This window comes from Bacillus sp. JH7 (assembly GCF_001563515.1).
In the GTDB taxonomy this organism is placed as follows: domain Bacteria; phylum Bacillota; class Bacilli; order Bacillales; family Bacillaceae_G; genus Bacillus_A; species Bacillus_A cereus.
The window spans coordinates 31852-54620 of sequence record NZ_LPUS01000031.1; the positions used below are offsets into that span (position 1 = coordinate 31852).

Here is a 22769-nt window from a genome sequence, read left to right on the forward strand (position 1 = left end):
GGCGTAAGTACTCTGTGTTGACTTGCTTGAAGTACTGAAAATTTGGTATCATCAATAGTATTGTAGATTGAACGATATATTATGGAGGTGGCCTAGCCGTGTCAAGAATTTCCGTTGAGAATGTAAAGCACGTAGCACATTTAGCACGTCTTGCAATTACTGATCAAGAAGCAGAAAAATTTCAAAAACAACTAGATGCAATTGTTACATTTGCAGAACAGTTAAATGAATTAGATACAACAGATGTAAAACCAACAACTCATGTATTAACTATGAAAAATGTTATGCGTGAAGATGTACCAGAAAAAGGTTTACCAGTCGAAGAAGTATTAAAAAATGCACCGGATCACAAAGATAATCAAATCCGTGTTCCAGCAGTATTAGAATAGAGGAGGGGAATTTCGATGTCATTATTTGATCATTCAGTATCAGAGTTACATAAGAAGTTAAACAACAAAGAAATTTCCGTTACGGATTTAGTAGAAGAATCTTACAAACGTATTGCGGATGTTGAAGATAACGTAAAAGCTTTTCTTACATTAGATGAAGAAAATGCACGCGCAAAAGCGAAAGAATTAGATGCAAAAATCGGCGCTGAAGATAATGGTTTATTATTCGGTATGCCAATTGGTGTAAAAGATAACATTGTAACTAACGGTCTTCGTACAACTTGTGCGAGCAAAATGTTAGCAAACTTCGATCCAATTTATGATGCGACAGTTGTGCAAAAGCTAAAAGCTGCTGACACAATTACAATCGGTAAATTAAACATGGACGAGTTCGCAATGGGTTCTTCAAATGAAAACTCAGGATTCTACGCTACGAAAAACCCATGGAACTTAGATTACGTTCCGGGCGGATCTAGTGGTGGTTCTGCAGCAGCTGTAGCAGCAGGAGAAGTACTATTCTCTCTAGGTTCTGATACGGGTGGTTCTATCCGTCAGCCAGCTGCATATTGCGGTGTTGTAGGTTTAAAACCAACTTATGGACGCGTATCTCGTTACGGATTAGTAGCATTCGCATCTTCACTTGACCAAATCGGACCGATTACACGTACAGTAGAAGACAATGCATACTTATTACAAGCTATTTCAGGTATTGACCGCATGGATGCAACTTCTGCAAACGTTGAAGTTGGAAACTATTTAGCTGGTTTAACAGGCGATGTTAAAGGTTTACGCATTGCTGTACCGAAAGAATACTTAGGCGAAGGTGTTGGCGAAGAAGCTCGTGAGTCAGTACTAGCTGCTTTAAAAGTATTAGAAGGTATGGGCGCAACTTGGGAGGAAGTATCGCTTCCACACTCTAAATACGCTCTAGCAACGTATTACTTACTATCTTCTTCTGAAGCATCTGCGAACCTTTCACGCTTTGATGGCGTGCGTTACGGTGTTCGTTCTGATAATGTAAATAACTTATTAGATCTTTACAAAAACACACGTAGTGAAGGTTTCGGTGATGAAGTTAAACGTCGTATTATGCTTGGTACATTTGCGCTTAGCTCTGGTTACTATGATGCATATTACAAGAAAGCACAACAAGTACGTACATTAATTAAAAACGACTTTGAAAATGTATTTGCTAACTATGATGTTATTATTGGACCAACAACGCCAACTCCGGCATTTAAAGTGGGCGAAAAAGTTGATGATCCAATGACAATGTATGCAAATGACATTTTAACAATCCCAGTAAACTTAGCGGGTGTTCCAGCGATTTCTGTTCCATGTGGATTCGGTGCTAACAACATGCCACTTGGTCTACAAATCATTGGTAAACACTTCGATGAAGCGACAATTTACCGCGTTGCACATGCGTTTGAGCAAGCAACAGACTATCATACAAAAAAAGCAAGTCTGTAAGGAGGCGAGCATAGATGAATTTAGAAACAATTATTGGTTTAGAGGTTCACGTTGAGTTAAAAACAAATTCGAAAATTTTCTCTGCGAGTCCAACAGAATTCGGAGCGGAGCCAAATACACAAACAAGTGTAATTGACTTAGGATACCCAGGGGTACTTCCTACTTTAAATAAAGAAGCAGTTAACTTTGCAATGAAAGCTGCAATGGCATTAAACTGTGAAATCGCAACGGAAACGAAGTTTGACCGTAAAAACTATTTCTATCCAGATAACCCGAAAGCTTACCAAATCTCTCAATTTGATAAGCCAATTGGTGAAAATGGTTGGATTGAAATCGAAGTAGACGGTAAAAAGAAACGTATCGGTATTACACGTCTTCATTTAGAAGAAGATGCTGGTAAATCAACGCATACAGCTGATGGTTCATTAGTAGACTACAACCGTCAAGGTATGCCTTTAATCGAGATCGTATCTGAGCCAGATATGCGTACGCCAGAAGAAGCATATGCATACTTAGAGAAGTTAAAATCAATCATTCAATACACTGGTGTATCTGATTGTAAGATGGAAGAAGGTTCATTACGTTGTGATGCGAACATTTCTCTTCGTCCAGTTGGACAAGAGAAGTTCGGTACAAAAGCGGAACTGAAAAACTTAAACTCATTCACTTACGTACAAAAAGGTCTTGAGCATGAGCAAGTGCGCCAAGAAAAAGAACTGTTATCTGGTGGCATCATCCAACAAGAAACACGTCGTTATGATGAAGCAACAAAGAAAACAATCTTAATGCGTGTGAAAGAAGGATCTGACGATTACCGTTACTTCCCGGAGCCAGACTTAGTTGAACTTTACATCGATGATGAGTGGAAAGAAGCAGTTCGAGCTTCTATTCCAGAACTTCCAGATGCACGTAAAGCTCGCTACGTTGCAGAACTAGGCTTACCAGCTTATGATGCACACGTGTTAACATTAACGAAAGAAATGTCTGATTTCTTTGAAGCAACTGTTGCAGACGGTGCTGATGCGAAATTAACATCGAACTGGTTAATGGGTGAAGTACTTGCATACTTAAACAAACAACAAAAAGAATTAAAAGATGTTGCATTAACGCCTGCTGGTTTATCTAAAATGGTTCAATTAATTGAAAAAGGTACAATTTCTTCTAAAATCGCGAAGAAAGTATTTAACGAATTAATTGAAAAAGGTGGAGACCCAGAAGAAATCGTTAAAGCGAAAGGTCTTGTTCAAATTTCTGATGAGGGTACACTTCGTAAAGTTGTAACAGAAATTCTTGATAATAATGAGCAATCTATCGAAGACTTTAAAAACGGTAAAGACCGTGCAATTGGCTTCTTAGTTGGTCAAATTATGAAAGCTACAAAAGGACAAGCAAATCCACCACTTGTTAACAAAATCTTACTTGAAGAGATTAATAAGCGATAATAGTAGTGACTTTTAAAGATTAAGCAGAAAAACACCCGTACATGGGTGTTTTTCTAGGTTAATCAAACGTTTGTTTAAATGAGACAAAATCGTTTAAACAAACGTTTGATTAACTGTCAAAAGTGGAAAAATGTTTGTATAGCAACTATGGTATGATAGTTGCAAAAAGGTGGGAATAATGATAAATCTAAACATAGAGGTTTTTTTCATCTCATGAAATAATAGATAGTTATTATTCGTTATATGTAAATTTTTATGGAAGAATGGATAGAAATAAAGTGAAACTTTAATCAGTAGGAGGTTCATCCACCATTGATTATTAGCCCTCACCAATCGGGCATTTACTGCCCGCAAATAGCGGGATAAATTTTGGAGTCAAATAAAAAAACCATTGAAATGAATATTTACTTTTGATGGACTACACGAATCGGGTTCTTACTGCCTGTTTGAGCGGGATAAAAGAAGGATAGCAAGATGAGAGGAGGTAGGCATGGGAATACTGAATAGAAGTTCAGTATGTTCTTTTTCGATACATAAAGAAATTTCCTGTGCTAATAAATGATGAAGCGAGCAAGAATTATTTATAATCCTACTTCTGGGCGTGAGCTATTTAAGAAGAGCTTACCAGAAGTATTACAAAAATTAGAACAAGCTGGCTATGAGACATCTTGTCATGCGACAACGGGTCCTGGAGACGCTACTGTGGCGGCGAGGCAAGCTGCGGATCGTAAGTTTGATGTTGTTATTGCGGCTGGTGGCGACGGTACATTAAATGAAGTAGTAAACGGTTTAGTTGGGCATGAATTCCGTCCGAAATTTGGAATTATTCCAGTTGGAACGACAAATGACTTTGCACGTGCAATTGGTGTACCTCGTTCTATTGAAGAGGCAGCAGATATTATTTGCGAAGGAAAAACAGTGCCATTAGACCTCGGTAGAGCGAACGATACATATTTTATTAACATCGCTGGTGGCGGTCGTATTACAGAATTAACATACGAAGTACCGAGTAAGTTAAAGACAGTATTAGGACAACTTGCTTATTACCTAAAAGGTATCGAGATGTTACCATCATTGCATCCGACATATGTTGAAATTGAGTATGATGGAAAGTTACTACAAGAAGAAATTACGATGTTTTTAATTACGAATACTCGTTCAGTAGGTGGATTTGAAAAGGTAGCACCGTATGCATCTATTAACGATGGGTTATTTGACCTATTAGTACTGAAAAAAGGTTCTATCGCTGATTTAATTAAAGCAGCAACACAAGCACAACGTGGTGAACATATTAATAATCCAAAAGTGTTATATACACAAGCGAACCGAATTAAAGTACATTCACCAGATAAACTAATGATTAATTTAGATGGTGAGTATGGTGGAGATGCACCGATGGAATTCGAAAATATATATCATTGTTTAGAACTATTTGTTCCTGAACATCAAGAGGATGCCCTGTAAAGGCATCCTTTTTACTTTGTTAAAATGAATTGTAAATTGGGAGTTAGTTTGATTTTTATGGTATTTTTACAATTCTTTTATTTTACATCCATACTTTATTGATACACTGGAAGAGATAAGAAATGAGAGGTAGGGTGCTATGGAGAAGGTAAAGGCGATATTATTTGATAAAGATGGGACATTAATGGATTTTCATTCAATATGGATAAAAGTAGCTGAAGAACTTGTAGCTGAATGTATAAGTTTATATCATTTACCAAGTACAATGCGGCAGACCTTATTAGAAGAGATCGGTGTAGAGGGAGCATTTGTTAATCCGAGGAGTGCAATAGCTGCTGGAACAAGCCTTGATGTAGCGAAGGGGCTTTGTAATTATATTGAGTCTGCTAGAGAAGAAGAGATGCATCATTGGGTAAGTGAGAAGTTATTTTCCCTTATGTATGAGCATCGTTCGCATATGAAAATGACAGCAGATTTACCGAAAGTGTTACAGGCATTAAAAGATAAAGGATTTATATTAGGGGTTGTCACGGCGGATGATTTTGCACCAACAGAATTATTTTTAAAACAATATAAGTTGGAGAACTTTTTTGATTATATTATAGCCTCGGATACATTCCCTGCGCAAAAACCAGATAAAAAGATTATAGAAGTGTTTTGTGAGAAATTTAATTTAGCATCATGTGAGGTTGCGGTTGTTGGAGATACGCCAACTGATTTACATTTAGCCAAAAATGGCGATTGCTATGCAATCGGGGTGCTATCTGGTACGGGAGACCGTCCAACATTAGAACCACTTGCTGATTTAGTGTTAGATTCTGTTGGAGAGTTTATTTCTCAATCGGGTGAGTTTTTCTGGGAGAAAGAAAAGTCTAATGTGTAAGGAAAATAAGTCTATAAAGACTCTTAATGAGTCTTTATAGACTTATTTTTTATGCCTGGATACAAAGAATATAGGATAAATGCTAGAAAAGAAAGTTGGCATACATTTTGCAATAAAAAGAGAAAACAATGTAAAGAAAAGGATGGGGTACGCAATGAACACAAAAAAATTTGCTAAAGTAAATGAACAAATTCCAGGACCGAAAGCGGCATCTTTATTAGAACGCCGTCAAAATATAGTACCAAAAGGAGTAAGTAACGGCATCCCAACGTTTGTACAATCTGCAAATGGTGCTCTTGTAACAGATGTTGATGGTAATCAGTACATTGATTTTGCAGGAGCAATCGGGACAATTAACGTAGGGCATTGTCATCCAGCGGTTAAAGAAGCGCTCCATAAACAAGTCGATCAATACATTCATACTGGATTTAATGTCATGATGTATGAGCCATATATTGAATTAGCGGAAAAGCTTGCGGCATTGGCACCAGGAAGTTTCGATAAGCAAGTCCTCTTTTTAAATAGTGGTGCAGAAGCAGTTGAGAACGCGGTGAAGATCGCTCGTAAATATACGAAGAGACCTGGTATTATCGCATTTTCTAAAGGTTTCCACGGGCGTACATTAATGACAATGACGATGACAAGTAAAGTGAAGCCATATAAATTTGGGTTTGGTCCCTTTGCTCCAGAAGTATATAAAGCACCATTTCCATACGAATACCGTCGCCCAGAGGGATTAACGGAAGAGCAGTATGATGATTTTATTATTGAAGAGTTTAAGAACTTCTTCATATCGGAAGTAGCACCAGAAACAATTGCAGCTGTTGTAATGGAACCTGTTCAAGGGGAAGGTGGATTTATCGTCCCAAGTAAGAAATTTGTTCAAGAAGTACGCCGCATTTGTTCAGAGAACGGCATCTTATTTGTAGCGGATGAAATACAAACAGGCTTTAGTCGTACAGGAAAATATTTTGCAATTGATCACTATGATGTCGTTCCAGATTTAATTACAGTGTCTAAATCATTAGGTGCTGGTGTACCGATAAGTGGTGTCATTGGACGTAAAGAAATTATGAATGAGTCTGCACCAGGTGAACTTGGTGGAACGTATGCAGGAAGTCCATTAGGATGTGCGGCTGCATTAGCTGTTCTCGATGTAATAGAAAATGAGAAATTAAATGATAGAGCGATAGAATTAGGAAAAGTCGTAATGAACCGATTCGAAGAGATGAAAAATAAATATCATTGCATCGGTGATGTGCGTGGGTTAGGAGCAATGTGTGCATTTGAGGTCGTTCAAGATCGTAAGACGAAAGCACCTGACAAAGCGTTAACAGCTAATCTATGTACAGAAGCAAATAAGCGTGGGTTACTGTTATTATCAGCAGGAACATATGGAAATGTTATCCGTGTGTTAATGCCTTTAGTTATTACAGATGAGCAACTTGAAGAAGGATTAACAATAATTGAAGAATCGTTGCAAGCTTGTTATGAACAAACAAACATCGCTCGCGTTTAAAAACTGAAGTATAAATAGCAAACATTCTAGCTGACTCTATATTAAATGCAGAAAATTCACTTTATAATAAAGGTAGTGAAGTGGATCGATGGATTTGAAGTTAGGGGTGGCTAGGATGGTTGCAGAAAAGGAACGAGTGTTAATGGATTTAAAAGATGTATTTGAATATGCGTTTGACGAAATTTTTGTTACAGATGAGCAAGGGATCGTTGTGCGTGTAAATAGTACATGTGAAAGGCACTACCAACTAGCTGCCGAAGAGTTAGTTGGTAAGCATGTAAAAGAACTACAAAAGGATGGAATCTTTTATCCATCAGCGACATTAGAAGTGATTGAAAAAAAGAGGCCAATTGAACTCGTTCAAACTACAAAATCAGGAGAGTATTTACACGTTCGTACAAGGCCTGTTTTTGATGATGAGGGAAATTTAAGAAGAGTGATTAGTTATTCTCGGGACCTTACTGAACTCTATCAATTACGTCAAAAGGTAGAGGAAATGGATAATCAGCTAAAAACATATAAAAAAGAATTAAGAGAAACATATGAGCATGAAGGACTTATTTTTAAAAGTCTAGCTATGCAAAAAATAGTCGATACAATCAAAAAAGTATCTGTAGTGGATAGTACTGTTCTCGTTTTAGGCGAGACTGGAGTTGGGAAAAGTCGATTAGTACGCCATTTACATGAAGTGAGTCACCGTAAGAATGAAAGTTTCTATGAAATTAATTGTGCGGCATTGCCAACTAATTTAATTGAATCAGAGCTTTTTGGATATTCAGGTGGATCTTTTACAGGTGCGAATCGTGAAGGGAAAAAGGGACTATTAGAATCCGCGCATAAAGGAACTCTTTTTTTAGATGAAATCGGTGAAATGCCGCTTGAAATTCAAGCGAAGCTTTTGCAAGTATTGCAAGAAAAAACATTTCGTCCTATAGGCGGAAGAGAATTAAAAAAAGTGGATGTCCGAATTGTGGCGGCAACAAATAGAGATTTAAGTATGATGGTGAAACAAGGAACATTTCGGAAAGATTTATACTATCGTTTGAATGTCATTCCAATTGCAATTCCCCCGCTTAGGGAAAGAACAGAAGATATTTTGCCGCTTATTTATCATTACTTGCAGCAATTTAATAAAAAGTACGGACGTGATGTGAAACTAGCGCCGAGTACGTTACAAATGTTTGTTGGATATCCGTGGGAAGGAAACAATAGAGAAATAGAGAATGTAATTGAGAGAATTGTTATTACTGTCGATGATGTTGTAACGGTAGAGGATTTGCCACTCTCTATGCAAGAGGCTGCAGTTGAACAATCGGGGCAAAGCCTTTATAAAATGCTGGAAGAGGTAGAGAGAAATATTATTCTTAAAGCGTATAAAACGTATGGATCAAGTTATAAAGTAGCTGAGTTTTTGCAAATTAGTCAATCTGCTGCTACTAGGAAAATTAAGAAGTTCATAGAGGAGGAAGAAAACATTGGATAAAAAGGCGACTTTCGTAAGTATAGATAAAAAGGCGATGTATATAAATGGTGAGTGGATTACACTACAAGAACAAATTGAAGTAAATAATCCTGCGACGAAGGAAATATTTGCAACTGTACCAAAAGGCGGAGTAACAGAGGCAAAGCAAGCTGTTGATGCTGCACATGAAGCTTTTAAAACGTGGTCTAAGTTAACGGCAGCAGATCGTGCCACGAAGTTAAAAAAGTGGTTCATGCTTATTGATAAAAATAAAGAAGAGATCGCAGCGATTATGACGAAGGAACAAGGAAAGCCGTTTGCAGAAGCGCTTGGTGAAGTAAATTATGCAAATAGTTTTGTTGAATGGTATGCAGAAGAGGGGAAACGTGTATATGGTGAAATGATTCCTGCTTCTCATCCGAATAAGCGCATTTTAGTTATGAAGCAACCAGTTGGCGTTATGGCAGCTATTACACCTTGGAACTTCCCGGCAGCGATGATTACGAGAAAGGTAGCCCCAGCGCTTGCAGCAGGCTGTACAGCCGTTGTGAAACCGGCGAGTCAAACGCCATTAACTGCATTGAAATTAGCTGAATTAGCTCATGAAGCAGATATTCCAAAGGGCGTAATCAATATCGTAACAGGTAGTGCAAAAGCAATTGCCGATACGTGGATGGAAGATAGTCGTGTTCGAAAAGTGTCCTTTACAGGGTCAACGGAAATCGGGAAAGAGTTAATGGCTAGTGCTGCGCAAACGATGAAAAAAGTTTCACTTGAGTTAGGTGGTCACGCTCCGTTTATCGTAATGAATGATGCAGATTTAGATAAAGCGGTAGAAGCGGTGATTGGTTCGAAATTCCGTAACGCAGGACAAACGTGTATATGTACAAACCGAGTATTCGTTCAAGAAGAAGTATACGAAGTATTTGTAGAGAAGTTCCAAAAGGCAGTAGGGCAGTTGAAAGTAGGAGACGGTTTCGGTGACGGAACGACTGTCGGACCACTTATTGATGAGAATGCAGTTTCAAAAGTACAAGAACATATTGAAGATGCTATTCAAAAAGGTGGAACAGTTTTATATGGTGGTCAAAAGGTCGCAGAGTTAGAGGGACATTTCATTCAACCGACTGTAATTGGATTGGCAAATGATACGATGCTTTGTATGAATGAAGAAACATTTGGGCCAGTGGCACCAGTTGCGAAATTTAAAACAGTTGATGAAGTAATCGAACGTGCAAATAATACACCATACGGTTTAGCTGCGTATATTTTCACGAAAGACATTAGCCAAGCATTCCAAATTAGTGAAGCGTTAGAGTACGGTATTATCGGTCTAAACGACGGTCTTCCATCAGTTGCACAAGCACCATTTGGTGGATTTAAAGAAAGTGGTATCGGTCGTGAAGGAGGCCATTTCGGCATCGAGGAATATTTAGAAATTAAATATATTTCATTGGGACTATAAGTAGTATACTAGAATCTCTATAAGGTAACAGAGAAGGAGATTTTAGTATGGTATATTGGCTATTATTACTTGTTACAATTATTTTTGAAGTAGCTGGAACAATTGCGATGAAACTATCAAATGGTTTAACAAAGCTCGTTCCGAGTGTACTAATTTTCGTATTCTATGGTATTTGTTTTAGCGTATTTGCTATCGTCGTTAAAAAGATTCATTTAAGCATTGCTTATGCTATTTGGTCTGGCGTTGGAACATTACTTATTACAATCATTAGTGTTTACTTTTTTAAAGAGCATATTAGTTTATTTCAAGCATTTTGTATTCTTTTTATTGTTTTGGGTGTCATTGGGCTTAAGGTTTCATCGGCATCATGAAAGCTATCTTTTGTAGAAGATAGCTTTTTTCTATTTGTGCAGTTAGCAATTAATACGACAAAATATGACAAGAAAGCGTAAAGCATTTTGTTATGATACATATGAAATATTGTCTTATGTGGGGGAAATAGTATGTTAAAAAAGGTGAGTCGAATTTTTTTGATTTCTGGCATAGCTTTTAGTTTAAGTGCTTGCACTGAGACTAAAGATAGTAATGAAAGTAAACAAGAAGATGTTCAAGATAAAGTGTATAAAATAGGGGAGACGGTAGACGTAGATGGTTTGCAAGTAACTATCGATTCAGTTAAATTAGGATATCCAAATTATGATGAGGATAAAAAGAAAGAGGAGATTTTGGGGATTATTTTCAAAGTGGAAAATAATAGTGAAAAGGAAATGCCTTTTGCATTTTATGAATTTGAGATTACCGATAAGAAAGGTACAAGATTTAAAGAATATAATAACCCTGATAGCTTTATTAGTAAAAAGTTAGCACCAGAAGAAAAAATTCAAGATATCATGCTATTTGACGTAGCGAAAGAAAATACGTATATCGCTACGTATAGACCAGAGTTTACGCATGAAAATAGAACAATAAAATTTGAATTGAAACCAAATAAATAAAGAAACACATTGGATTATCCAATGTGTTTCTTTATGGTAATAAATTTAAAACGCCCAGTTACCTTTACGGAAGATAGGCTCATGTCTGCCATCAGCAGTAATACCGTCAATATCAAGCTCAGCTGATCCAATCATGAAGTCGTTGTGTGTAATACTAGCGTTTGCGCCGTTTTCAGCAAGTTCTTCTTTAGACATTGTTTTTCCGCCAACTAAGTTAAATGCGTAAGCATTTCCAATCGCAAGGTGGCAAGATGCATTTTCGTCAAATAGTGTATTGTAGAATAAAACATTTGTGTTTGAAATTGGTGAGTCATGAGGTACTAAAGCTACTTCCCCTAAGAAGTGAGAACCTTCATCTGTTTCTACTAAATGTTTTAAAGCTTCTTCACCAGCTTCAGCTTTATAGTCTACGATACGTCCGTTTTCAAATGTTAACGTGAAATTATCGATAATATTACCTGCAAATACTAACGGTTTTGTACTAGAAACTTGGCCGTTTACACCTGTTTTAAGTGGCATTGTAAATACTTCTTCAGTTGGAATATTAGCCATAAATGGTACGTTCTTTTCATTTAAGCTACCAGCACCAGCCCATACATGTTTTTCTGGAAGTTCGATTGTTAAATCTGTTCCAGGACCTGTATAGTGAAGAGCTTTATAATGCTTTTCGTTTAAGTAATCCACTTTTGTATGTAATGTTTCATCATGTTCTTTCCATGCTTCTACAGGGTTTTCTAAATCAGCACGAGTAGCTTTGAAAATAGCATCCCATAACTTTGCTTCTTGTTCTTCTGGCGCTACGTCAGGGAATACTTTCGCAGCCCATTCTTTCGTAGGAACAGAAATGACACACCAGCTTACTTTATCTGCTTGTACGTAATCACGGTATACTTTCATTGCTTCTCCAGCTACTTTATGAGCTGTTGCGATACGCGATGGTTCTACACCTTTTAATAAATCAGGGTTTTCTGCATAGATAGACATAAATGCAGCGCCTTCTTTTGCTAATTCTTCACGAGCATGTGCTTTCCAAGATGGAAATTCAGCGAAAGCTTCTTCAGGAGCTAGATCGAATTTTAAGCGTGTTAACGTCTCATCATTCCAATCTACATATACGTGTTTTGCACCAGATTTATATGCTTTTTCTGTAACGAGGCGTACAAATTGTACAGCTTCAAGAGGTGCACTAATTGATAAAGTTTGTCCAGGTTGAATATTAACACCAACATTAACTGCAAGAGCAGCATATTTCTCTAACGTTTGTTCAAATGACATATGTATAATCTCCTTTAATTTGAAAGATTTCTTACTATATATAATACAAGAAAATTCTAAAAATATATATAAATATAAAGTAAAAAGAGAGCTCAAAATGTGTTGAGCCCTTATATTTACTTAATTGAAGAAGCAAACTGCTCTACAGTCGTTGTATGGTGTATACGAACGCGCTTCATCTTTAACAATTCATCAGGTTCACCCTTCGTAATGAATTGCCCAGGCTTTGTCGTCGTCGCAAATTGATAATACTTCTTCGTTTCTGCAACAACCTTATCATCTACATGACCGAATGGATAAGCAATCGCGATAACAGGCTTACCTGTTATTTTTTCTAGCTTTTCTTTTGAACCTTTTAACTCTTCCTCATAGTTTGTAATTTTCGGTAAGTCTGCATGTGTTGCAGTATGAGATTGCACCGAGAAAATGCCGGAATCAACCATTTCTTTTATTTCAGAAGTAGACAATGCTCCTTCTACATCAACGTTATCAACAATCATATATTCTGTTGCTGCCGGTTTAAAAGTATCATCTTTTAGCTTTTGTAAAATGCGAAATGCATTCATATTATTTTTCATACCGTCATCAAATGTAACGAAAATCGGTTTATTTACTTTATTTATATCGCCCCAGCGTTCAAACGTTAAAAGCGTATAACCATTGTCCTTTAAATGTTTCATTTGTGCTTCGAAGTTAGCTGGTGATACGAATAAGTCTTTAATGCCTTGACCATGATAATCATCAATTGCGTGATACATAAGAACAGGAACCTTTTGTTCGAAAGTAATAGTAGATTTCGTAAGCGGGATTGTTTTCCCATCTTCTTTCATTCCTGTTGCTTCAATTTGGAACTCACCGCGTTTTCCTTCAAATTCCTTTATATCAAAAGGAAGTGTGAATTGTTTCTCTTTTTCTTTAGAAGAAAAAGATTTAGCACTTTCCTTGCCATCAGCTGTGCGCCAAATTTTATATTGTACTTCATTTAAAGAATCTTTTATGTCTGTAATATGAATACTTGTGTTTGTAGATTCGTGTGTAACTGAATTATATGAGATTTTACCTTGTTCTTGCACAGTCTCTCCTTGTTTCTTAATCCCTTGAGCCGTTTTCTCTTTTTTAGGTTCTGGACTTACATTGTTAGTATTACAGCCTGCTAGAATGGCAGACGTACATAAAGCAATTGCTGCGTATTTTCTCATAAAAATCACCTTCTATTGTGTAGTATGTTGCATATTGATATTAAAATCCCCACCGCTATAAGAGTGGTGGGGATATACCCTTGTTCATCATATCATTTGAAGAAAATGAGGGGAATATGATTTTTAGGAGGCTATTAATGTAATAGTTTAGTGACTTTGAATAGATGTATTTTTTTGTTTCTTATTAGAATTAATAATAATATAACCGACTACAAAGATAAGAGGAATAATGAAGACATAGATAGGCATTCCCCATACATAATAGCTTTTCAGTGTTAAGACTAGTAAATGTAAGAAATCAAAAATTGCGTGAGCTTTCATAATATCCTCCAATGGTTTTTTGAAAATTATAACATTTTAAACTTGTTATTTGTATAATTTGGAAAGTTATTTAAGCTAATTTTAAAGTAAGAAGAATACATATTAATATGCAATTTTGCATAAGGATATGTATTTTATTAAAATATATAGATTTTATACTATAATGAAAACCGCTATAAAACTAAGTAAGAATAATATATGGAGTGGAGAATAGAAATGAAATATAAAAAAATAATATATATCTTTTTCATATCACTATTTATAGTTGGTTGCCAAAGTGAAGTGAGTAAAGTGAATAGTGTGGAAGAGTATATTCCACCGCATCTTATGAATGCGGAAGTGACGGCGGATATTATGACACTTGAATTTCCTTATGAGATAAAAGAGAAATTAGAGAAAATCGGAAATAAAATGAGCGATAGTATTACAAATAATTTAGATTGGTATTTGAAGTATGCCGAAGAAGAAATTATACCGAAAAAAACGTTTCCTTATCATCAAAACTTAGGTATTACAAAAGAAGAATATGATTTTATGATAGATAAAATGGATAATGCAGAATATATAAATACCAAAGATGGAAAACTCTTTTTTAAAAAGAAAGATCATGAAATTCAAATTCTCTCTGATGAAAATTTGAATCTAATTAAAAATATTCGAATTGATACAGAGAAGAATACAATTAAAACTCCTTTGGGAGAATGCGAATATGAAGGTGAAATCAAGGCGTCTGATGAACAAAAAGCTACTGGTCCATGGAGTGGGAAGATGTGGACTTTAAAAAGTAATGGATTGCTTTATCATTTTTCATTAGGAAAGTTAAAAAACATAAACAAATCTATCATTTACATTTCAATAAAAGGTATATATAAAGATAGGATTATCAATACAGAAGAAGCAGTTGAATTTCACTCGGTTTCATAAAGAATCAAAAAAATCACCTTACTCGTTAAAGTAAGGTGATTTTTTATTAAATAAACAATCCAGCGATTGTCGCAGATAAAATAGAAGCAAGTGTTGATGCAAATAGCATTTTCCAACCAAATTTAGAAACAACGCTTCCTTGTTTTTCAGAAAGGGCACGGATTGTACCAACAATTGCACCAATTTGGCTAATACTTGCGAAGCTAATTAAGAATACTGTAACGATTCCAACTGTACGTGGAGCTAATGTTGTAGCTGTGTCTTTTAAATCAAGGATTGCTACAAACTCATTTAAAACAATCTTCGTACCCATAATACCACCAGCTGGGATAATATCTTGAGTTGGAATACCCATTAAGAATGCGAATGGAGAAAGTACGTAACCGAAGATTTGTTGTAAAGTAATGGCATGTCCCATTGCGCCTGAAGCTGCACTAATTACGTAGTTTACAACTTCCATCACACCGATAAAGGCGATCATTAATGCGGCAACGATACCAGCTACTTTTAAACCATCAAGCGCACCGTTAATCATTGCACCGATAAAGCTGTCCCCGAATAGAGTTCTATCAAATTTTTGAATCACTTCATCTTCTTTCTTCGTATCAACTGGTGTTAATAACGAACAAACGATTAAGCTTGAGAATAAATTTAGCGGAAGAGCTGCTAGTACGTATTTTGCATCTAACATCATTACGTATGATGCTGTAACAGAAGCAGAAACGGAGCTCATCGCAGAACAACAAATGATAAACATACGGTTTTTATTGAAATGCTGTAAATCGTTTTTAATAACGATTAATGCTTCACTTGAACCGAAGAATACAGAGTTTACTGCGTGGAATGACTCAACGCGTGGTAAACCAGTAATTTTTGAAATAGCACCGCCGACAACGCGAACGATGAATGGTAAAACACCTAAATAACTAAAGATTGAAAGTAGTGCTGAGAAAAATACGATAATTAGTAATACGTTTAAGAAAAAGACAAAATCTCTGTGAATTCCATTAAAGAGAAAATCGACACCTGTCGTACCAAGTTTAATTAGTTTGTTGAAAACTTTACTAATGAAAATAATGATTTGTTGACCAATCTTTGTAGCAAACATAAACCAACCGATTAAAATTTGGAAACCAATCATAATTGCAATTGCACGGAAGTTGATTTTACTTTTGTTGTTTGACAAAGCAAAACATAAACCTAACACGGCAAGAATACCGATAATGCTCATTACATATTGCATGTAGTTGCCCCTTTCAGAAGTTCGTATAAAGTTTGTACATAAAACGCTCGTTATATTACTAAAAATAAAAGAACGAGGTTTTATGTCATACGTAAGATGTCTGACCTTTTAGAAAAATAAAAATAAAAAAAGACCCATATGGATTCACTTTCATCTATGAGAGAAAGCTAATCAATATGAGTCCTTTTTTGCGCATAGGCTAATATTCATTAGTTTTCCCCATAGTCCAGCAATTTAAGGTTGCCGGGTAGAAACTCTCGATCCATATTATCAAGTATATATGAGGTAACATCGTCCGTATTAAATTAGTAGTAGCGTAACATTAACAGAGAAGTATCGTCAATAGCTTTTTTTCTTCCAATAGAAAAAGACCATATAAGTATGATAAAATGTAACGCAGTGTTATGAAAAAGAGAGGTCGGAAAATGAGTACTAAAATGACGCCACCAGTTGAGAAAAACGAGTTTATAGATGTAGTATTTGAAGATTTAACACATGATGGTGCCGGTGTTGCGAAAGTAAAGGGCTATCCTATTTTCGTTAAAAACGGATTACCAGGTGAAGAAGCGCAAATTAAAATTATTAAAGTGAAGAAAAACTTCGCATTTGGTCGTTTAATGAAGCTTCATACAGAAAGTCCATATCGTAAAGATGCTGAATGTCCAGTATATAATCAGTGCGGCGGTTGTCAGCTTCAGCACTTAACTTATGAAGGACAATTACAAGCGAAAGAAAAACAAGTACGTGACGTTATGCAACGTATCGGAGGACTAGGTGATGTTCCTGTTCATCCTGTACTTGGCATGGAAAATCCGTGGGTATATCGCAATAAAGCACAAGTACCAATCGGAGAACGTGAAGGCGGACTTGTAGCTGGTTTCTATCGCCAAGGAACGCATGATATCATTAATATGGAATCATGCTTAATTCAGGCAGAAGAAAACGATACATTAATTCAAGAAGTAAAACGTATTTGTGAAAAGCACGGTATCACTGCGTACAACGAAGAGCGTAACAAAGGAACACTTCGTCACGTAATGGCTCGTTACGGACAAGTAACAGGGGAAATTATGCTTGTCTTCATTACACGTACAGCAGAATTGCCGAACAAAAACGCAATCATCGAAGAAATTGTAGCGAAATTCCCAGAAGTAAAATCCATTGTTCAAAACGTAAATACGAAGCGTACGAATGTAATCTTCGGAGATAAAACGACAGTACTGTACGGATCAGAATATATTTATGACTTTATCGGTGACATTAAATTTGCGATTTCAGCACGTTCATTCTATCAAGTAAACCCAGAACAAACGAAAGTGCTATACGATAAAACGTTAGAATACGCAAAATTAAACGGTAACGAAACAGTAATTGATGCCTATTGCGGAATCGGATCAATCTCGTTATTCCTAGCGCAAAAAGCGAAAAAAGTGTACGGCGTTGAAATCGTCCCAGAAGCAATTGAAGACGCAAACCGAAATGCAGCACTAAACAACATGACAAACGCTGAATTTGGCGTAGGAGAGGCAGAAGTAGTCATTCCAAAATGGTACAAAGAAGGCGTAATTGCTGACACAATGGTCGTAGACCCACCGCGTAAAGGCTGTGACGAAGCATTACTAAATACAATCATCGACATGAAGCCAAAACGCGTCGTATACGTATCATGTAACCCAGCAACATTAGCACGTGATTTAAAAGTACTAGAAGAAGGCGGATATAAAACACAGGAAGTACAACCTGTTGATATGTTCCCGCATACGACTCATGTGGAGTGTGTAGCTTGGTTAAGCCTTGATATATAGGGGTTTTATAATAATTGTTGATGGGTTTGACCACGGTTTGACCACATCAACAATTATTTTATGATTTTAATGCCTCACTTAGCGCTATAGTGGCACTTTCTTGCATATCTAACGTAACATGACTATAGGTGTCCAATGTGGTCTTAATGGAATTATGTCCTAATCGTTCACTTACGATTTTCGGATTAATACCTAATTTAAGAAGAAGTGTGGCATGAGTATGTCGTAAGTCATGGAATCTAATTTTAGGAACTTGTGCTGTTTTTATAAATCTTTCAAAGACAGTAGTTAATGTTCTTGGATAGATCGGCCTACCATCTGCTCTACTGAAAACTAAGTCATTATCTTCATAAGCTTTACCGATAGCTAATTTAAATACATTTTGTTTTGCTTTATAACTTTTCAACTCTTTACATAAGCTTTGGTCAATGGAAATTAAGCGTTTAGAACCCGATGTTTTCGGTTCTGTAAATCGAAATCCTAATTCATCGTAAATTAGAGTTTCAGTCACACTAACCTTACCTTCAACTAAATCTACATTTTTCCACTTTAAGCCTAGCAATTCACCTCTACGCATACCGGTATTAAGTGCAAGTAAAAATAAATGGTAGTAAATAGGATTGTCAAATTTAGCGTATGTTAAGAAGGTTTTCGTCTCCTCAATTGACCACGTATTATTGACCACTTTTCGTGGGCGAGGGATTTCTACATGTTCAAACGGGTTTTTATATAAAAGTTCCCATTTAACAGCATCTTCTAATGCCCCTTTTAAAACGATAAAAATATACTCAATGTATTTAGGAGATAATTCTTCATCGATTAGCGATTTAACAAATCGTTGTCCATGTAGAGGTTTTAAATCTTTCAGTTTATGCGAACCAACTACAGGAATAATCCTACTGTTCACAGCTCGTCTATAATTAATGAATGTAGTATCTCTCACTCGTTGCTTAGCTGTGTTTTCAAGCCACTCCTGTAAATATTCACTAAGAGTAAGATTTTTATCATCAACTAGACTCCCAGTATTAAACTGATGAATAAGTTCATTACATGCTCTTTCGGCTTCTTTCTTTGTTTTAAAGCCTGATACTGTTTTTTGTTTTCTTTTTCCAGTAAGAGGATCTCTTCCAATATCAATTGTAAATGACCACTTTTCACCGCGTTTTCTAAAATATCCTTTCATTATCCATACCTCCTTGAACTAATAGTATTCGAATAGTACAAATAATTCCAGTATTAGAAAAAGGAAAAAGCAACTCAGATGAGTTACTTTATGGTAAACTATATTCAACTGTATACGTCGGGTGGCTGGTTGCTATCCTTTCTCTTTATTTTAGAGAGAAAGGAGGTGACCCTTATGATGGAATATTTACTTTCTTTGTCTCAGGATTTACTCAAGGTATTCCTAACTATAGTTGTTACAACTTATGCAAATAAGTTTGCTAACACTTTGTTTAAGAAAAGTAAAAGAGCCACCCCTCGCCGTAGGAAGCAGGGTAGCTCTAAAAGAAAATAAATAGCAACCTTGCCATCTGATGGCGGCAGTTACTGGAAGAGATGTTACAGCATCTCTTCTTTTATTCTATGCAATTCAGATAAGTGTCATACTCAATGTATAGTAAATATATATTCACTATACAATGGTGATTCTAGTGCCTATATTACCATAGTCATATTTTTTGGTCAACGCAAATAGCGGGGATTGAGAACAAATTTATAATGGTCCACAAAATAAAGTTTCATGGTAAAATATATGTATCCATACTTCTAAGTCCGCACATGTTGCGGGCTTTTTTATTAATATAAAATCAGTATTTTAATCAAAAAGAAAAGCCATCCTAAGGTGCCTTCCTCAGAATTAAACTATCTAAACTTTAAATAGTATCATTTTTTAAATTATAATAACATTTTTTTATTTTATATAAATATATAGCAATTAATATAAAAATATGACATTATATAACATGAATTTCTATTTTATTTAATATTTTTCCAAAGGAGGAAGATTTGTCTTGAAGAAGTTGTTTTCATTTTTATTATTTGTATTTGTAATTTTTTCAGCGAACAACATTTCATTTGCTGATGAAGTTATACCATTTAACAAATCGTTCTTTGCATATAACGAGCCAAAGTTTACATCTGCAAAGGGAAATGGTGGTATTCAATATGGACCTCAAAAAGCTCTAACTGTAAAAGAGAAGCGTTCAAATGGTTGGTGGAAGATAGGAACTTGGGAAGGCGATAAGTGGATTAATGCTGATGGGGAACTTCAAGCCTTTGATAAACCATTTTTAGCATTCTATGAACCTACATTTTCGTCTCAAAAAGGTAATATGGAAATACCATATAGCCCTACTACTGTTAGAGTAATTGATGGAAATACTAAAGGATGGTTAAAATTTCAATCTTGGGAAGGCGACAAATGGATGTATCCAGGTGTTGCAGAGACAGTAGCAGTTAATAATGATTTTTATACTTATAGCGAACCGTCCTTTACATCAGCTAAGGGGAGTTTATATGGGCCACAAAAATTCCTTCCAGTAGTGGAAAAACGTCAAGATGGTTGGTGGAAAATAGTTACCGCTAATGAAGGACTTAAATGGGTTGCGCCTAACGGAGCTAGAATTAATATAGATGTAAATTTCTCTACTTTTAATGAACCCTTTATAGAGGCTGATAGAGTTGGATATTATGGTCCTCAGCCAATTTTTGCATATGATATGAAGAAAACAGAGCAAGGAACATTTTATCTAGTTGGTACTGATTTAGGTAAAAAATGGATGAGTCAAGATGCTGAAAAAGAGTTCAACGAAAAAAGGGAACCTATGCGACAAGCACTAGGTTATAATGAAAATGATTTAGACTTTAATAGTATTAAAGTGCAACAAGCAGCACAAGCTAGAGCATTTGTAGAATCTGCGAGTGATTCTACAATGCTTAAACCTGAACAAAAGAAACTTCGAATTCCTTCAAAAGAGGAGATTGAGGAGTTTAGAAAGAGTTTAGAATCTAGCAACGATGGACAAGCAAGAAGTTTTGCGGCACGTGCAATGCCGGATGATTGGGTACGTAAAGGAGATATAATATATACACCTAATTCTCAATATGGTGCCTTGGTAGGACATTCAGCGATTGTTGCAAAAGATCCTATGGACGGTAAAGACTATCAAATAGTTCATGCTCCGGGTACAGATGCGAATCCTGCTGTAGGGATTCAAGAATTAGCTCAATGGGAGTTTATTCATAAAAAAAATCCATATTATCATACGTTTTTCTATTTCAGACATCCAGATAGATCAGTGGGTGCTGCAGCTGGTAATTATGCTTATAATCATTTCTATAAGAATCGTTATAACTACAAATATGATATTTTCACAACGTCTGCTAAAATTGATAGTGCGAAAACATATTGTAGTAAGCTTGTGTATTTATCTTATCGTGATGGAGCGGGGGTAGATTTATTCCCAACAAAGAATTTCTACATTGTACACCCAGCAGATTTCTTATTTAGTCAAAATAAATTAAGACTATACTTTATTGGTGAAGGCGGATATTGGCCAAGTAATTAATAATATTAGTTCTATTGAAAAAAGCACTCGTACGAGTGCTTTTTTCAATAGAAAAGATACCTTAATAGATTTTTCGTAATATAATTAAATCCATATTATTTTATTTCCGTATGTTTTCCTCGCTCACCATTATCACCTTGCCCAAATTCAACCTTACCTGTATGAGGGTTATCCCAGCGTATGTATTCGTACCATATATTTGGTTCATCTTTAAATTTAACATGTGCTCCATATTGATCTATTTTACTATTATAAGAAGATTTAATTTCTAGAACGTCTGACCTCGTATAGCCTTTTTCTTCTAGGTGCCACATTATACCTATAATGGATTCTTCTCTTAATTTGGGATCACCTGTAATAAAATAACGACTTATTATCCCTTTCCCAATTATAAATAAACAAATTATAAGTAATACAGATGTAATTATAAGAGCCCTTTTTTGCATGTATAAATATCCTCCTTATTTTAATTTATCCTTTATATAAGAATAAGGGAATTGCAAGGTAAAATATAGATTTAAGAATAAAAAAAGACACCTTAAGGTGTCCTCATTCGACTTGATAACCACTTTAATTTTAATAATATGTATCTCGCAAATATCATTTTACGATATTTATCTATATCGTTTGTTGAGAAATATGAATCAAATCAATATTTTGTTACTTCATTACTTTTTATTTTTATATCATTAGCTTCTTTTATTTTTTCTGATTGCTTTTTTATTTCATCTGTAATTGAGATATCTATGTTACCCTTAGCTTTTTTGTATTCTTGCTGCAATGAGTTAACATTTTGATTGAATGAAATTAGACTTCCAGTTGGAGAACTAACCTGTTCATTAAGTGCTGTCACAACACTATTCACGTGGAATGTATCTCGAAACTCATTTTAAAGAAAGGCAACTAGCCCACCGGACGTTGCCTTCATTCTTACAATGATCTTCTCCATCAGGGAACGAAGCCCCTTAGCTTTAAACGATTGATAGCTCGTTCAGTATTGTTCCGGATTGTATTTGAAGGTGGAATTGTTTTGGCTGATTTTATGTTCCTCCTGGAAGTTTATTTTGTTTCGGCAGTTCCTCCACCGGCAGAAAAAAACATAACCATTCCATGAAAAAAATAATAGATAAATTTTGGAAGGGAAAAGTTATAATAATATTAGAGGTGCATAATTCTTTGGGAATTACAAGGCATCAAAGAGGGGTCCAAATTAGCAAAATTAATCCTTACAGGCACCGCACCTACATAGGAGATTTCTGACATACACCTTATGATAGCTTGAACGAAAGAATATATGAGCATTGAATATGCGAGACATTGGATGGTATACCGCTGTGAGCC

The 22769-nt window shown here is 35.7% G+C and carries 20 protein-coding genes, 1 pseudogene and 1 riboswitch; of the genes and pseudogenes, 14 read left to right on the forward strand and 7 right to left on the reverse strand.

Annotated elements, in window-relative coordinates:
- Positions 1–98: 98 nt before the first annotated feature.
- From gatC to AU379_RS25175, 10 genes are all read left to right on the forward strand, one after another.
- Complete coding sequence (gene gatC / locus AU379_RS25130) at positions 99–389, forward strand: Asp-tRNA(Asn)/Glu-tRNA(Gln) amidotransferase subunit GatC (RefSeq protein ID WP_000086999.1); 291 nt, start codon at positions 99–101, stop codon at positions 387–389.
- 15 nt (positions 390–404) lie between these two features.
- The gene (gene gatA, locus AU379_RS25135; RefSeq protein WP_000051441.1) at positions 405–1862 is read left to right on the forward strand and encodes an Asp-tRNA(Asn)/Glu-tRNA(Gln) amidotransferase subunit GatA; all 1458 of its coding nucleotides are present in this window, start codon (positions 405–407) and stop codon (positions 1860–1862) included.
- Positions 1863–1876: 14 nt separating this feature from the next.
- Positions 1877–3304 (forward strand): Asp-tRNA(Asn)/Glu-tRNA(Gln) amidotransferase subunit GatB, encoded by a 1428-nt coding sequence (gene gatB / locus AU379_RS25140; protein ID WP_001047685.1) that lies wholly within the window; start codon positions 1877–1879, stop codon positions 3302–3304.
- A gap of 558 nt (positions 3305–3862) precedes the next feature.
- On the forward strand, positions 3863–4768 hold the full coding sequence (locus AU379_RS25145) for a diacylglycerol kinase (protein WP_000977679.1): 906 nt from the start codon (positions 3863–3865) through the stop codon (positions 4766–4768).
- A 139-nt stretch (positions 4769–4907) separates the two neighbouring features.
- On the forward strand, positions 4908–5651 hold the full coding sequence (locus AU379_RS25150) for an HAD family hydrolase (protein WP_000416667.1): 744 nt from the start codon (positions 4908–4910) through the stop codon (positions 5649–5651).
- Between the two features lie 154 nt (positions 5652–5805).
- Complete coding sequence (gabT, locus tag AU379_RS25155; RefSeq protein ID WP_001093007.1) at positions 5806–7170, forward strand: 4-aminobutyrate--2-oxoglutarate transaminase; 1365 nt, start codon at positions 5806–5808, stop codon at positions 7168–7170.
- 115 nt (positions 7171–7285) lie between these two features.
- Positions 7286–8653 carry a sigma 54-interacting transcriptional regulator gene (locus AU379_RS25160; protein WP_061140003.1) on the forward strand — a complete coding sequence of 456 codons (1368 nt, stop codon included), beginning with the start codon at positions 7286–7288 and terminating at the stop codon, positions 8651–8653.
- Positions 8646–10097, forward strand: a complete 1452-nt coding sequence (gabD, locus tag AU379_RS25165; protein WP_000358127.1) for an NADP-dependent succinate-semialdehyde dehydrogenase — start codon at positions 8646–8648, stop codon at positions 10095–10097. The genes AU379_RS25160 and gabD overlap by 8 nt, the downstream gene beginning before the upstream one ends.
- 47 nt (positions 10098–10144) lie before the next feature.
- Positions 10145–10468 carry a multidrug efflux SMR transporter gene (locus AU379_RS25170; protein WP_000263262.1) on the forward strand — a complete coding sequence of 108 codons (324 nt, stop codon included), beginning with the start codon at positions 10145–10147 and terminating at the stop codon, positions 10466–10468.
- Positions 10469–10600: 132 nt separating this feature from the next.
- Positions 10601–11092 carry a DUF4352 domain-containing protein gene (locus tag AU379_RS25175; protein ID WP_000915112.1) on the forward strand — a complete coding sequence of 164 codons (492 nt, stop codon included), beginning with the start codon at positions 10601–10603 and terminating at the stop codon, positions 11090–11092.
- A gap of 45 nt (positions 11093–11137) precedes the next feature.
- On the opposite strand, the gene AU379_RS25180 is transcribed toward AU379_RS25175, so the two are convergent.
- From AU379_RS25180 to AU379_RS30760, 3 genes are all read right to left on the reverse strand, one after another.
- Entirely contained in the window at positions 11138–12367 is a 1230-nt protein-coding gene (locus AU379_RS25180; protein ID WP_000007357.1) for an aminopeptidase, read from the reverse strand.
- Positions 12368–12483: 116 nt separating this feature from the next.
- Positions 12484–13566 carry a polysaccharide deacetylase family protein gene (locus tag AU379_RS25185; protein ID WP_001233715.1) on the reverse strand — a complete coding sequence of 361 codons (1083 nt, stop codon included), beginning with the start codon at positions 13564–13566 and terminating at the stop codon, positions 12484–12486.
- 147 nt (positions 13567–13713) lie between these two features.
- Complete coding sequence (locus AU379_RS30760; RefSeq protein ID WP_000643592.1) at positions 13714–13887, reverse strand: hypothetical protein; 174 nt, start codon at positions 13885–13887, stop codon at positions 13714–13716.
- 216 nt (positions 13888–14103) lie between these two features.
- Between AU379_RS30760 and AU379_RS25190 the strand changes: the two genes are divergently transcribed.
- Complete coding sequence (locus AU379_RS25190) at positions 14104–14811, forward strand: hypothetical protein (protein ID WP_000875612.1); 708 nt, start codon at positions 14104–14106, stop codon at positions 14809–14811.
- A 46-nt stretch (positions 14812–14857) separates the two neighbouring features.
- Here the strand turns inward: AU379_RS25190 and AU379_RS25195 are convergent, their stop codons facing one another.
- Positions 14858–16054, reverse strand: coding sequence for a nucleoside transporter C-terminal domain-containing protein (locus AU379_RS25195; RefSeq protein WP_001200489.1), 1197 nt, complete (start codon positions 16052–16054; stop codon positions 14858–14860).
- 202 nt (positions 16055–16256) lie between these two features.
- Positions 16257–16358, reverse strand: a riboswitch (purine riboswitch).
- A 100-nt stretch (positions 16359–16458) separates the two neighbouring features.
- On the opposite strand from AU379_RS25195, the gene rlmD reads away from it, so the two are divergent.
- A complete protein-coding gene (gene rlmD / locus AU379_RS25200; RefSeq protein WP_157462763.1) occupies positions 16459–17859 on the forward strand; it encodes a 23S rRNA (uracil(1939)-C(5))-methyltransferase RlmD in 1401 nt (466 codons plus the stop codon).
- Positions 17860–17917: 58 nt separating this feature from the next.
- Here the strand turns inward: rlmD and AU379_RS25205 are convergent, their stop codons facing one another.
- Positions 17918–19042 (reverse strand): tyrosine-type recombinase/integrase, encoded by a 1125-nt coding sequence (locus tag AU379_RS25205; protein WP_061140005.1) that lies wholly within the window; start codon positions 19040–19042, stop codon positions 17918–17920.
- A gap of 174 nt (positions 19043–19216) precedes the next feature.
- Between AU379_RS25205 and AU379_RS30765 the strand changes: the two genes are divergently transcribed.
- Both AU379_RS30765 and AU379_RS25210 read left to right on the forward strand, forming a co-directional pair.
- Positions 19217–19375 (forward strand): hypothetical protein, encoded by a 159-nt coding sequence (locus AU379_RS30765; RefSeq protein WP_162841991.1) that lies wholly within the window; start codon positions 19217–19219, stop codon positions 19373–19375.
- Between the two features lie 496 nt (positions 19376–19871).
- On the forward strand, positions 19872–21428 hold the full coding sequence (locus AU379_RS25210) for a hypothetical protein (RefSeq protein WP_061140006.1): 1557 nt from the start codon (positions 19872–19874) through the stop codon (positions 21426–21428).
- A 95-nt stretch (positions 21429–21523) separates the two neighbouring features.
- On the opposite strand, the gene AU379_RS25215 is transcribed toward AU379_RS25210, so the two are convergent.
- Positions 21524–21874: a DUF3139 domain-containing protein gene (locus tag AU379_RS25215; RefSeq protein WP_048567399.1), complete on the reverse strand. Its 351-nt coding sequence runs from the start codon at positions 21872–21874 to the stop codon at positions 21524–21526.
- Positions 21875–22077: 203 nt separating this feature from the next.
- Positions 22078–22317: pseudogene (locus AU379_RS25220) on the reverse strand (hypothetical protein); the annotation flags it as partial.
- Positions 22318–22769 lie beyond the last annotated feature (452 nt).

Coding starts and splice junctions, on each gene's coding strand:
- gatA (WP_000051441.1), top strand. CDS start 405: ATGTCATTATTTGATCATTCAGTATCAGAGTTACATAAGAAGTTAAAC.
- gatB (WP_001047685.1), top strand. CDS start 1,877: ATGAATTTAGAAACAATTATTGGTTTAGAGGTTCACGTTGAGTTAAAA.
- AU379_RS25145 (WP_000977679.1), top strand. CDS start 3,863: ATGATGAAGCGAGCAAGAATTATTTATAATCCTACTTCTGGGCGTGAG.
- AU379_RS25150 (WP_000416667.1), top strand. CDS start 4,908: ATGGAGAAGGTAAAGGCGATATTATTTGATAAAGATGGGACATTAATG.
- gabT (WP_001093007.1), top strand. CDS start 5,806: ATGAACACAAAAAAATTTGCTAAAGTAAATGAACAAATTCCAGGACCG.
- AU379_RS25160 (WP_061140003.1), top strand. CDS start 7,286: ATGGTTGCAGAAAAGGAACGAGTGTTAATGGATTTAAAAGATGTATTT.
- AU379_RS25170 (WP_000263262.1), top strand. CDS start 10,145: ATGGTATATTGGCTATTATTACTTGTTACAATTATTTTTGAAGTAGCT.
- AU379_RS25175 (WP_000915112.1), top strand. CDS start 10,601: ATGTTAAAAAAGGTGAGTCGAATTTTTTTGATTTCTGGCATAGCTTTT.
- AU379_RS25180 (WP_000007357.1), bottom strand. CDS start 12,367: ATGTCATTTGAACAAACGTTAGAGAAATATGCTGCTCTTGCAGTTAAT.
- AU379_RS25185 (WP_001233715.1), bottom strand. CDS start 13,566: ATGAGAAAATACGCAGCAATTGCTTTATGTACGTCTGCCATTCTAGCA.
- AU379_RS30760 (WP_000643592.1), bottom strand. CDS start 13,887: ATGAAAGCTCACGCAATTTTTGATTTCTTACATTTACTAGTCTTAACA.
- AU379_RS25190 (WP_000875612.1), top strand. CDS start 14,104: ATGAAATATAAAAAAATAATATATATCTTTTTCATATCACTATTTATA.
- AU379_RS25195 (WP_001200489.1), bottom strand. CDS start 16,054: ATGCAATATGTAATGAGCATTATCGGTATTCTTGCCGTGTTAGGTTTA.
- rlmD (WP_157462763.1), top strand. CDS start 16,459: ATGAAAAAGAGAGGTCGGAAAATGAGTACTAAAATGACGCCACCAGTT.
- AU379_RS25205 (WP_061140005.1), bottom strand. CDS start 19,042: ATGAAAGGATATTTTAGAAAACGCGGTGAAAAGTGGTCATTTACAATT.
- AU379_RS30765 (WP_162841991.1), top strand. CDS start 19,217: ATGATGGAATATTTACTTTCTTTGTCTCAGGATTTACTCAAGGTATTC.
- AU379_RS25215 (WP_048567399.1), bottom strand. CDS start 21,874: ATGCAAAAAAGGGCTCTTATAATTACATCTGTATTACTTATAATTTGT.